Below are 11971 nucleotides of genomic sequence, written 5' to 3'. Positions count from 1 at the left end.
ATGCCACAAACCGCCCACCACCCCCGCCTTGTCCGTATCCCCAATTCGGACCAGTGGTCGATCTCGCCTACACTCGGTGGCGTGCCACGTGGTGACGGTCGACTCAATCATGATCTGCTCCCCGGCGAGAAAGGCCCCCAGGACGCTTGCGGCGTCTTCGGCGTCTGGGCTCCGGGTGAAGAGGTCGCCAAGCTCACTTACTTCGGGCTTTACGCCCTCCAGCATCGGGGCCAGGAATCCGCGGGTATCGCGGTGAGCAACGGCTCCCAGATCCTCGTCTTCAAGGACATGGGGCTTGTTTCCCAGGTCTTCGACGAGACCTCTCTCGGTTCGCTCCAAGGTCATATCGCGGTCGGTCACGCCCGCTACTCGACCACCGGTGCCTCCGTGTGGGAGAACGCGCAGCCGACGTTCCGGGCAACCGCCCACGGCTCGATCGCGCTCGGCCACAACGGCAACCTGGTGAACACCGCCCAGCTGGCGGAGATGGTCGCCGACCTGCCGAAGGAGAACGGTCGCGCGACCCAGGTCGCCGCCACCAACGACACCGATCTCGTCACCGCCCTGCTCGCGGGGCAGACCGACGACGACGGCAAGCCGCTCACCGTCGAGGAAGCGGCCGCCAAGGTCCTTCCGCAGGTGCAGGGCGCGTTCTCGCTGGTCTTCATGGACGAGCAGACGCTGTACTGCGCCCGTGACCCGCAGGGCATCCGCCCGCTGGTCATCGGCCGGCTGGAGCGCGGCTGGGTGGTCGCCTCCGAGACCGCCGCCCTCGACATCTGCGGCGCCAGCTTCGTGCGCGAGATCGAGCCGGGCGAGCTCGTCGCCATCGACGAGAACGGCCTCCGGACCTCTCGATTTGCAGAAGCGAAGCCCAAGGGCTGTGTCTTCGAGTACGTGTACCTGGCGCGTCCCGACACCGACATCGCCGGGCGGAACGTCTACCTCTCCCGTGTGGAGATGGGGCGGAAACTCGCCAAGGAAGCGCCTGTCGACGCCGACCTGGTGATAGCGACTCCCGAGTCCGGCACCCCCGCCGCCATCGGCTACGCGGAGGCCAGCGGCATTCCGTACGGCTCGGGCCTGGTCAAGAACGCCTACGTCGGGCGGACCTTCATCCAGCCCTCGCAGACCATCCGCCAGCTGGGTATCCGGCTGAAGCTGAACCCGCTGAAGGAAGTCATCCGGGGCAAGCGCCTGGTGGTCGTGGACGACTCGATCGTCCGCGGCAACACCCAGCGCGCGCTCGTGAAGATGCTCCGCGAGGCCGGGGCCGCCGAGGTCCACATCCGGATCTCGTCCCCGCCGGTCAAGTGGCCGTGCTTCTTCGGCATCGACTTCGCGACCCGCGCCGAGCTGATCGCCAACGGCATGACGATCGAGGAGATCGGCACCTCGCTGGGCGCCGACTCGCTCTCGTACATCTCGACGGACGCGATGATCGAGGCGACGACCATCCCCAAGGACAACCTCTGCCGCGCCTGCTTCGACGGGGTCTACCCGATGGAGCTTCCGGACCCCGAGCTGCTCGGCAAGCAGCTCCTGGAGACCGAGCTCGCGGCCGGCCCCGCCGCCACGGCCGCGGCCGACGCGCTGCGCCGCCCGTAGGCGCCCGCACAAACCCTGCAGTACGACACGAAAGTTCTTCAGAGCCATGTCATCTGCTGAATCTGATCAGCGTGCTCCGCACTCGGGCACTGGTGCCAGCTACGCAGCCGCGGGCGTCGACATCGAGGCGGGCGATCGCGCCGTCGAGCTGATGAAGGAGTGGGTGAAGAAGACCAAGCGCCCCGAGGTGCTCGGTGGCCTCGGCGGTTTCGCCGGTCTCTTCGACGCCTCCGCCCTCAAGCGCTACGAGCGCCCGCTGCTCGCCTCCGCGACCGACGGCGTCGGCACGAAGGTCGACCTCGCCCGCCGCCTCGGCGTGTACGACACGATCGGCCACGACCTCGTCGGCATGGTCGTCGACGACCTCGTCGTGTGCGGTGCCGAGCCGCTGTTCATGACCGACTACATCTGCGTCGGCAAGGTGCACCCCGAGCGGGTCGCCGCCATCGTGAAGGGCATCGCCGAGGGCTGTGTCCTCGCGGGCTGCGCGCTGGTCGGCGGCGAGACCGCCGAGCACCCGGGCCTCCTCGGCCCGGACGACTTCGACGTCGCCGGCGCCGGTACGGGCGTGGTGGAGTACGACCGGCTGCTCGGCGCGGATCGCATCCGTACGGGTGACGTCGTCATCGCCATGGCGTCGTCCGGACTTCACTCGAACGGGTACTCACTCGTCCGGCACGTGCTCTTCGACCGGGCGAAGATGTCGCTGGAGCAGCAGGTCGAGGAGTTCGGGCGGACCCTGGGCGAGGAGCTCCTGGAGCCGACCAAGATCTACTCGCTGGACTGCCTGGCCCTGACCCGTACGACCGAGGTACACGGTTTCAGTCATGTCACCGGCGGCGGTCTCGCCAACAACCTGGCCCGGGTCATCCCCGACCACCTGCACGCCACGGTCGACCGTTCGACCTGGGCGCCGGGCGCGGTCTTCGACCTGGTGGGCACGGCCGGCAAGGTCGAGCGGCTGGAGCTGGAGAAGACGCTGAACATGGGCGTCGGCATGATCGCGATCGTCCCCGAGGCATCGGTGGACGTGGCCCTGACGACCCTCGCGGACCGCGGTGTGGACTCCTGGGTCGCGGGTCGGATCACCGAGCGCGGCGAGCACGCCACGGGCGCCGAGCTGACGGGTGACTACGCCAAGTAAGCCACTACAGGCAGCACGAAACCCGGTCTGGGGCGAAGGCCCCGGACCGGGTCGTTGTGCTCAGAGCAGCAGAAGTGAAAGTTGCTGCGAAAGCGGGAACAGCGAAGTCAAGCGCCGCGGCGCTGCGACGACGGGCCGGACTCTTCGTCCTCGTCCTCGTCATCGGTGCCGTACAAATCCGCATAGCGGGCGTACGGGTCGTCATCCTCGTCGTCCTCCAGTGGCTCCGCGTTAGGCGGTTGGCTCACTGCCGGATTCGGAGTAGATGCGCCCAGCTCGTTGGCCAGACGCGACAGATCAGTCCCGCCGCTGCTGTACTTCAGCTGGCGGGCGACCTTGGTCTGCTTGGCCTTTGCCCGGCCGCGCCCCATGGCTCGACCCCCTCGGTGACGGGGCTCAACGGCCCCAGAGTCTTGACACGCGTTCATGAGTCGGAACGGGCTCTCCGTGGAGAGACCGTGTCCGTAGGGCTTCAACGGTACCTGCTTCCGCGGCCATACGGTACGCCGCCCGCATGACGTGCCACTTGGCAGAACCCGCAAGGAGCCCTTTCCTCGCTGGTCAACCGCGATTTTAACCCCTTCTTGGCGTCCGACCCGCCGACCGGCGTGAGTCTTCTCTCGCCGGTCGGCGGATCGGCCGCCGGGGGGCGTCAGCGCCGACGCGCCTCGGCCATGCGCTGCTCGGCGATCCGGTCGGCCGCGGCGGCCGGCGGAATGCCGTCTTCCTTCGCACGTGCGAATATGGCCAGCGTGGTGTCGAAGATCTTCGCGGCCTTCGCCTTGCAGCGGTCGAAGTCGAAGCCGTGCAGCTCGTCGGCGACCTGGATCACGCCACCGGCGTTGACCACGTAGTCGGGCGCGTAGAGGATCGCGCGGTCCGCGAGGTCCTTCTCGACGCCCGGGTGCGCCAGCTGGTTGTTGGCCGCGCCGCACACGATCTTCGCGGTGAGGACCGGGACGCTCTCGTCGTTCAGGGCGCCGCCGAGCGCGCAGGGGGCGTAGATGTCCAGCCCCTCCACACGGATGAGCGCGTCCGTGTCGGCGACCGCGGTGACGCTGCCCGGGTGCTTGTCGAGGATCCGGCGTACCGATTCCTCACGCACATCGGTGATCACGACCTCGGCGCCGTCCGCCACCAGGTGCTCCACCAGGTAGTGGCCCACCTTGCCGACGCCCGCGACGCCGACCTTGCGGCCGCGCAGCGTCGGGTCGCCCCACAGGTGCTGGGCGCTGGCCCGCATGCCCTGGAAGACGCCGAAGGCGGTGAGCACGGAGGAGTCGCCCGCGCCGCCGTTCTCGGGGGAGCGGCCGGTCGTCCACCGGCACTCGCGCGCCACGACGTCCATGTCCGCCACATACGTGCCGACGTCGCACGCCGTCACGTAACGGCCGCCGAGCGAGGCCACCATCCGCCCGTAGGCGAGGAGCAGTTCGTCCGTCTTGACCGTCTCCGGGTCACCGATGATCACGGCCTTGCCGCCGCCGTGGTCGAGCCCGGCCATGGCGTTCTTGTAGGACATGCCGCGGGAGAGGTTGAGCGCGTCGGCGACGGCCTCGGCCTCGCTCGCGTAGGGGTAGAAGCGCGTTCCGCCGAGGGCCGGGCCCAGGGCGGTGGAGTGGATGGCGATGACGGCTTTGAGGCCCGAGGCGCGGTCCTGGCACAGCACGACTTGTTCATGGCCGCCCTGGTCCGAACGGAACAGGGTGTGCAGAACGTCTGCTGAGCTGACAGCGTCGCCGGTCACATCGGTCACGGTGGTGACTCCCAAGTACGAAGCGGCGTTTGGCGGCCCGCTTGTGGGTGGGGCGGGCCACGTCGCGGCCCGCCCGGGGCCGCGCTGGGAGCAGAGTAAGTCCTACGCGTCCGTAGATCAGGCGCAGTGCCGAGGATCACCCTCCGTCCCCGCGTGCGCGTGGGACGATTCGACACATGGCGGTGGTGTCCTCGGTGATCGTCCCGTACGCGTCCTATCTGCGGGTGTACGAGCCGCTGGCGGCCTTCCCCGAACCGGAGCGCGCCCACTGGACCCGTTACGCGGAGCGCGGGCGTACCCCGGATGCCCAGGACGAACTCCGGCGCGCGCTGGCGGATCTGCTGCCGACCCCGCCGGTGGCGGTGCCGGTCCACGAGAGCGCGGACGCGTTCGTGGCCGAGGTCGACGGAGTGGTGTGCGTCTGCCCGTGGCGGACCCGGCTGCGCGGCTGGCAGGCCCTGGAGGGGCTGCCCGGCCAGTTCCCGGCGCCGGTGCTCGACGCGCTGCTGCCGCCGGTGGTGCGCCGGCAGGCCGCGGCGGACTACGAGCGGTGGCGGGAGCAGAACCCGGACGCCCGGCCGTGGATCCTGACAGCGGTCTGGCACATCCCTGTGAGCTGGTTCACAGTCTTTTCGGACGAAGAGAGGGAGTATGTCCGGGCGGAGAGCGGTGCGGCGCCCGTGCTGCGCTACCGCACCCCGATGGTCCAGGCCCGGCGCCGCCTCGCGCGGGCGCTCAGGACGCTGCGCGACCACATCGACGAGGGACCTCTGACCGAGGAGCTCGTCGAGGTGGGGAGCTGGCTGGAGGAGTTCCATCCGCGCTCGCTGGTCGAGCTGGATTACGGGGGTCTGGTGCACGCCCTGCCGCAGGCGCGCCTGGAGGAGGACCGCTCGGCGGCCGACGTGGCCGAGGGGATCGCCGCACTGCGCGCCGGGGACGACGCGGGGGCGGCCAGGGCGTACGAACGCTTCACGGAGCGCTGGCGGGCCGTCAGAGAGCGCCGGCTCGCGAACTGAGGGACCGTCGGACGGAGGGGGCGTCGGCAACGGGCCGCGCGCTGACCCGTTCGGGTGAGCGCCTTCGTACGGCTGAGTGACCTTTCCGGCCGTGTGCTCGGGACGTAGGTCCCGATCCGGGCCTTTGCCTCAAGCGTGATGGACCGCACTTTCTGGGCCCTTGCGTCGATCCCCCACCCTCGTGCCAAAATAGGACAAGGAGTCCGGCGAGGGCTCCTTCCGTCCAACTCTGGGCGGATTGCTTGGTATTGCCTGCTATGGGGGGTCTGATGACTCCTGATCGCTCTGTGACTGATCGTCACTGTGGCGTGACTGTCCGCTATGGCATGGTCCATCGGCTTCCGTCGCTGATGAACACCTGGGAGGGCAATTCCATCGGTTTGGCCGACGTGGCTGGACGGATGGTGTAGTTGTAGTGCCGAGGACAAGCCGTTCGTCCTATAACCGACTCGGCTCGCGTCCGCCATTTCGGGCAACGCGGGTCAAGGTGCAGAATTTAGAGGAAAGAACCGAGAAGGTTCGGTTCTCCCGAGGAGGCCGCTCATGACCGCTCGCACCCCTGATGCCGAGCCGCTGCTGACCCCGGCTGAGGTTGCCACGATGTTCCGCGTGGACCCGAAGACGGTCACCCGCTGGGCGAAGGCGGGCAAGCTCACGTCCATCCGCACGCTGGGTGGACACCGCCGGTACCGCGAAGCAGAGGTCCGTGCGCTGCTTGCGGGTATTCCGCAGCAGCGTAGCGAGGCCTGAACAACACCCCAATAACGGGCATTCCGGGACCCCCATCCCGGTCGCCCACCCCATAGCTCCACTGGCGACAGGCCTGCCCCAACGGGCTCACCGTCATCGGCCGCGCTGGACTCCGCCGGGTCCAGCGCGGTCTTTTTTATGCCCCGATCCGGGACGGTCCGGGCCGTCTGGGGGTGCTTCGCGGGGCTTGCCACAGGCCCCTCCGGAGGTGGTGCAATTGCACATATTAAATTGGGAGGTTGTAGGTACGGTGTAAGTTCCCCGCTTCCCAAAACTCGTTCGGTGACTCCCGTCACACCCCCGCGACGGTCCTCTGAACAGAGCCTGCCACCGTCGGGGGCGCGGCCAACCCGCCATTGGTCACCGCTCGGCGGGACTTTCGTCCTCGGGCAGAGGCTCGGACAGTGCCTCGGGGCGCGGCTCGGGGCGCGGCTCAAGGAGTGCGAGGAGGGGTTCGGGCTCCGAGGGCTCCATGGCGAGCCGCAGGAGGCGCGAACAGACGGGGCAGTGCCGGGTGACGTGCCGGTAGCCGCTCGCGGCCGACAGATGGGCGCGCAGCAGCGCCCGAGTCTCGTGCCTCACGGACGACGCCGTCATGCGCCACCTCCCGGGTGGGACCCGCTGCCTTCTCCTTGGGTACCGGGGGCAGATGACTCCGTCAAGACGGCCGGAAACGCCAAGTGGGCCCGGATCCGTATGGATCCGGGCCCACTTGGTACTGCGGTCCTGACGGGATCTGCCGTGTCTGATTCGCGGCTCCGCCGTGGGCGCGGCCCCGAACAGCACCGGAGCCCGCATCCAGGAAGGATGCGGGCTCCGGTTTCACTGCGGTCCTGACGGGATTTGAACCCGCGGCCTCCACCTTGACAGGGTGGCGAGCACTCCAAACTGCTCCACAGGACCAGGTTTCGCAGCCTGTGCTTGCTCCTTGGCTGCGAGAGAAACTGTACAGCAGGTCAGCTGGTCAGGTCGAACTCACTCAGGGAGAGGGGTCCGTCACGGCGCCGCCGCGTCGATCGCCTTCACGATCCGCTTGTCCGAGACGGGGAACGCGGTGCCCAGGGCGTGCGCGAAGTAGCTCACCCGCAGCTCCTCGATCATCCAGCGGATGTCCAGCACCTCCCGCGGCACCGGCCGCCCCTGGGGCATCTGCTCAAGGAGCCACGCGTACTCGTCCTGCATCTCGTGGACCTTCTCCATGCGCGTGGTGTCGCGCTGCACGGACGTCGGCATCTGCTGCAGGCGCCGGTCCACCGCCACCAGATAGCGCATCAGGTCCGGCAGCCGGCGCAGCCCCGTCGCGGTCACGAACCCGGCCGGCATCAGGGCCGCCAGCTGCTCCCGTACGTCCTGGAGGTTGTTGATCAGGACCAGGCTGTTCGTGGCCTTCAGACGGCGCTCACAGGCCTGCCAGGCGGCCAGGATCTGCTGGACCTGTCCGACGGTCCGTACGGTCGCGTCGACGAGGTCGGCGCGCACCTTGTCGTACAGCTTGCGGAACGACTCCTCGTCCCACGCCGGGCCCCCGTGGTCCGCGATCAGCTTGTCGGCGGCGGCCATCGCGCAGTCGTCGAAGAGCGCCTGGACCGAGCCGTGCGGATTGCGGGACAGGGCGAGCTTGTGCTGGTTCGTCAGCTTGTCCGAGGCGAACTTCGCCGGGTTCACCGGGATGTTCAGGAGGATCAGCTTCCGGGTGCCGCGCCACATCGCCTGCTGCTGCTCGGCCTCGGTGTCGAAGAGCCGTACGGAGACGGTCTCGCCGGAGTCGACCAGCGCCGGGTACGCCTTCACCGGCTGGCCCGCGCGCTTGGTCTCGAAGACCTTCGTCAGGGTGCCGATCGTCCAGTCGGTGAGGCCCGTGCGCTCGATGGACACGCCGCCCGAGGGAGCGGCCGCCGCGGCGGCCTGGGAGAGCGCCTGACGGGCCCTGGGGCGCAGCTGGAGCTTGAGCGCCTCCAGGTCCTTGTCCTCGGCCAGCTTGCGGCGCCGCTCGTCGACGATCCGGTACGTGATCTTCAGGTGGTCCGGGACGCGCGTCAGGTCGAAGTCGTCGGCCGTGACCGGGACCCCGACCATCCGCTGGAGCTCGCGCGCCAGCGTCACCGGCAGCGGCTCCTGCAACGGCACCGCACGCTCCAGGAACTTCGTCGCGAAGTTCGGCGCGGGCACGTAGTGGCGGCGGATCGGCTTGGGCAGCGAGCGGATCAGCTCGGTGACGACCTCCTCGCGCAGGCCCGGGATCTGCCAGTCGAAGCCCTCGTCCGTGACCTGGTTGAGGACCTGGAGCGGGATGTGGACGGTGACGCCGTCCGCGTCCGCGCCCGGCTCGAACTGGTAGGTGACCTTGAACTTCAGCCGGTCCTGGCGCCAGTTGTCCGGATAGTCGTCCTTGGTGACGGCGAGCGCCGACTCCCGGATGAGCATCTCCCGCTCGAAGTCCAGGAACTCCGGCTCGTCGTGCCGCTTGTGCTTCCACCAGGAGTCGAAGTGGGCGCCGGAGACGACGTGTTCGGGCACCCGCTGGTCGTAGAAGTCGAAGAGCGTCTCGTCGTCGACCAGGATGTCGCGGCGCCGCGCCCGGTGCTCCAGCTCCTCGACCTCGGTCAGGAGCTTGCGGTTGTCGGCGAAGAACTTGTGGTGGGTGCGCCAGTCGCCCTCGACCAGCGCGTTGCGGATGAACAGCTCGCGCGAGGCCTCCGCGTCGATGCGGCCGTAGTTCACCTTGCGGTTGGCGACGATCGGCACGCCGTACAGCGTGACCCTCTCGTACGCCATCACCGCGGCCTGGTCCTTCTCCCAGTGCGGCTCGCTGTAGGTGCGCTTGACCAGGTGCTGGGCGAGCGGCTCGATCCACTCGGGCTCGACCTTCGCGTTGACCCGCGCCCACAGGCGGGAGGTCTCCACGAGCTCGGCCGACATGAGGACCTTGGGCTGCTTCTTGAAGAGCGCGGACCCCGGGAAGATCGCGAACTTGGCGCTGCGGGCGCCCAGGTACTCGTTCTTGTCGGTGTCCTTGAGCCCGATGTGCGAGAGCAGACCCGCCAGGAGCGAGGTGTGCACCGACTGCTCGGGGGCGTCCTCCTCGTTGAGGTGGATGCCCATGGTCTTGGCGACCGTCCGCAGCTGGGAGTAGATGTCCTGCCACTCCCGGATGCGCAGGAAGTTCAGGTACTCCTGCTTGCACATCCGGCGGAAGCTGGAGGAGCCGCGCTCCTTCTGCTGCTCGCGCACGTACCGCCACAGGTTGAGGAAGGCGAGGAAGTCGCTGGTCTCGTCCTTGAAGCGGGCGTGCTGCTGGTCGGCCTGCGTCTGCTTGTCGGACGGCCGCTCGCGCGGGTCCTGGATGGAGAGCGCGGCCGCGATGACCATGACCTCGCGGACACAGCCGTTCTTGTCGGCCTCCAGGACCATCCGGGCGAGCCGCGGGTCGACCGGCAGCTGCGCGAGCTTGCGGCCCATCGGGGTCAGCCGCTTGCGGGGGTCCTTCTCCGCCGGGTCCAGCGCGTGCAGCTCCTGGAGGAGCTGCACGCCGTCGCGGATGTTGCGGTGGTCCGGCGGGTCGATGAAGGGGAACTTCTCGATCTCGCCGAGCCCGGCGGCGGTCATCTGGAGGATGACGGAGGCCAGGTTGGTACGGAGGATCTCCGCGTCGGTGAACTCCGGCCGGGAGAGGAAGTCGTCCTCGGAGTAGAGCCGGATGCAGACGCCGTCGCTGGTACGGCCGCAGCGGCCCTTGCGCTGGTTGGCGCTGGCCTGCGAGACCGCCTCGATGGGCAGCCGCTGCACCTTGGTGCGGTGGCTGTAGCGGGAGATACGGGCGGTGCCCGGGTCGATCACGTACTTGATGCCCGGGACGGTCAGGGAGGTCTCGGCGACGTTGGTCGCGAGAACGATCCTGCGGCCGGAGTGCTGCTGGAAGACGCGGTGCTGCTCGGCGTGCGAGAGCCGGGCGTACAGCGGGAGCACTTCCGTGGACCGGAGGTTCTTCTTGTTGAGCGCGTCCGCCGTGTCGCGGATCTCGCGCTCGCCGGAGAGGAAGACCAGGATGTCGCCGGGGCCCTCGGACTGGAGCTCGTCCACGGCGTCGCAGATCGCGGTGATCTGGTCGCGGTCGGCGTCCTCGGAGTCCTCCTCCAGGAGCGGGCGGTAGCGGACCTCGACCGGGTACGTACGCCCGCTGACCTCGACGACCGGCGCTTCCCCGAAGTGGCGCGAGAAGCGCTGGGGGTCGATGGTCGCCGAGGTGATGACGACCTTCAGGTCAGGCCGCCTGGGCAGCAGCTGGGCCAGATAGCCCAGCAGGAAGTCGATGTTGAGGGACCGCTCGTGGGCCTCGTCGATGATGATCGTGTCGTACGCGCGCAGCTCGCGGTCCGTCTGGATCTCCGCGAGCAGGATGCCGTCCGTCATCAGCTTGACGAAGGTCGCGTCCTGGTCGACCTGGTCGGTGAACCGGACCTTCCAGCCGACCGCCTCGCCGAGCGGGGTCTTCAGCTCGTCCGCGATCCGGTCCGCGACCGTACGGGCGGCGATCCGGCGGGGCTGGGTGTGCCCGATCATGCCGCGCACGCCCCGGCCCAGCTCCATACAGATCTTGGGGATCTGGGTGGTCTTGCCGGAGCCGGTCTCACCCGCGACGATCACGACCTGGTGGTCCCGTATCGCCTCCAGGATCGTGTCCTTCTTCTGGCTGACCGGGAGCTGTTCCGGGTACGTGATCTCGGGCATGCGGGAGGCCCGCCGGGCGACGCGCTCGGCGGACTTCGCGGCCTCGGCGGCGATCTCGTCGAGCACGGCCTGCCGGGCCTCGGGCTTCTTGATGCGGCGGGCGCCTTCGAGACGACGGCCGAGCCGATGGGCGTCACGCAGCGAGATCTCGGCCAGCAGGGTCTGGAGATCGGCAAAGGAAGTAGACATACCTGGTTCAGGATCTCACCCGCCGACGACGAGTGGCGAACGCATTTCGGGTGCCGTCACCGGCTTGGCGCGCGGCCACCGGCCACCCCGTACCATTTCGGGCATGCCCCGCACCCACGCCCCGCACCGCCGCCTCGCGGCCGTGCTGCTGATGGTGCTCGGGGCCGTGACGGTGCTGCTGTGCGGTCCGTCCCCGGCGGCGGCCGCCCCGGGTGGGGCGCCGCGTACGCAGGTGTCCGCCCCGGTCGACGGCTCGCCCGGCTGCAAGCAGGGCGGCAAGCAGGACAAGGGCGGCGATCCGGCCGCGCCGGTGCGGGCCCGTACCGCGTACGACCAGGCCCCCGCGCTCGGCGGGCGGACCGTCCCGGCGGGACTCGTCGCCCAGGACGCCCACCACCGCACCCCACCGGCCCGCGGCCCGACGCTTGCCGCGCCCACCCCCGTCGAACTCTCCGTACTGAGGGTCTAGGACCTGTCCGGCGGATCTGGTCGGCACGCGAGGCCCTGACACGCCCTCCCCCAAGGCCTTGAGGGCCAGGGGGACCCCCGGCCGCGTTGTCGTCGGTTGCCATGGCTCCGCCATGTCGCCCTCCTCCGCCTTGCAGCATCGGGGTCTCCCCTGCTCGAACGAAGTCGAGAGCTTGGGGAAGCACCAGACCCCCGCTCACCAGAACCGAAAAGGCGCCCAGGGCCGAAGCCGGCCAGATCCGCCGGACAGGTCCTGGCGGCCGGTCGTTCACGACCGGCCGTCCCTTTCCCCTTTCCCGCCGCATCCCT

General features: G+C 69.1%; 9 protein-coding genes and 1 tRNA gene. 5 read left to right on the top strand and 5 right to left on the bottom strand.

Annotated elements, in window-relative coordinates; translation table 11 throughout:
- Positions 1-81: 81 nt before the first annotated feature.
- Complete coding sequence (gene purF, locus ACZ499_RS00225) at positions 82-1608, top strand: amidophosphoribosyltransferase (RefSeq protein WP_067162366.1); 1527 nt, start codon at positions 82-84, stop codon at positions 1606-1608.
- A 46-nt stretch (positions 1609-1654) separates the two neighbouring features.
- Positions 1655-2752, top strand: a complete 1098-nt coding sequence (gene purM, locus ACZ499_RS00220) for a phosphoribosylformylglycinamidine cyclo-ligase (protein ID WP_468412415.1) — start codon at positions 1655-1657, stop codon at positions 2750-2752.
- 107 nt (positions 2753-2859) lie between these two features.
- Here purM and ACZ499_RS00215 read toward each other — a convergent pair whose 3' ends face one another.
- Together ACZ499_RS00215 and ACZ499_RS00210 are read right to left on the bottom strand one after the other, a co-directional pair.
- Positions 2860-3123, bottom strand: coding sequence for a DUF3073 domain-containing protein (locus ACZ499_RS00215; protein ID WP_385545377.1), 264 nt, complete (start codon positions 3121-3123; stop codon positions 2860-2862).
- Positions 3124-3404: 281 nt separating this feature from the next.
- Positions 3405-4508: a Leu/Phe/Val dehydrogenase gene (locus ACZ499_RS00210; RefSeq protein ID WP_468670574.1), complete on the bottom strand. Its 1104-nt coding sequence runs from the start codon at positions 4506-4508 to the stop codon at positions 3405-3407.
- A gap of 176 nt (positions 4509-4684) precedes the next feature.
- Between ACZ499_RS00210 and ACZ499_RS00205 the strand changes: the two genes are divergently transcribed.
- A complete protein-coding gene (locus ACZ499_RS00205; RefSeq protein WP_468670572.1) occupies positions 4685-5527 on the top strand; it encodes a DUF8083 family protein in 843 nt (280 codons plus the stop codon).
- A gap of 543 nt (positions 5528-6070) precedes the next feature.
- Positions 6071-6277 carry a developmental transcriptional regulator BldC gene (gene bldC, locus ACZ499_RS00200; RefSeq protein WP_003949541.1) on the top strand — a complete coding sequence of 69 codons (207 nt, stop codon included), beginning with the start codon at positions 6071-6073 and terminating at the stop codon, positions 6275-6277.
- Positions 6278-6637: 360 nt separating this feature from the next.
- On the opposite strand, the gene ACZ499_RS00195 is transcribed toward bldC, so the two are convergent.
- From ACZ499_RS00195 to hrpA, 3 genes are all read right to left on the bottom strand, one after another.
- Complete coding sequence (locus ACZ499_RS00195) at positions 6638-6859, bottom strand: DUF6274 family protein (RefSeq protein ID WP_468670569.1); 222 nt, start codon at positions 6857-6859, stop codon at positions 6638-6640.
- A 246-nt stretch (positions 6860-7105) separates the two neighbouring features.
- Positions 7106-7180: transfer RNA gene (locus ACZ499_RS00190), tRNA-Asp, on the bottom strand.
- Positions 7181-7273: 93 nt separating this feature from the next.
- Complete coding sequence (gene hrpA, locus ACZ499_RS00185; RefSeq protein ID WP_468670564.1) at positions 7274-11194, bottom strand: ATP-dependent RNA helicase HrpA; 3921 nt, start codon at positions 11192-11194, stop codon at positions 7274-7276.
- A 103-nt stretch (positions 11195-11297) separates the two neighbouring features.
- Here hrpA and ACZ499_RS00180 point away from each other — a divergent pair, with 103 nt between their 5' ends.
- The gene (locus ACZ499_RS00180; protein ID WP_468670560.1) at positions 11298-11663 is read left to right on the top strand and encodes a hypothetical protein; all 366 of its coding nucleotides are present in this window, start codon (positions 11298-11300) and stop codon (positions 11661-11663) included.
- Positions 11664-11971: the final 308 nt, after the last annotated feature.

This window comes from Streptomyces sp. NPDC031265 (assembly GCF_055570295.1).
This window is presented reverse-complemented; position numbering and strand designations above follow the sequence as displayed.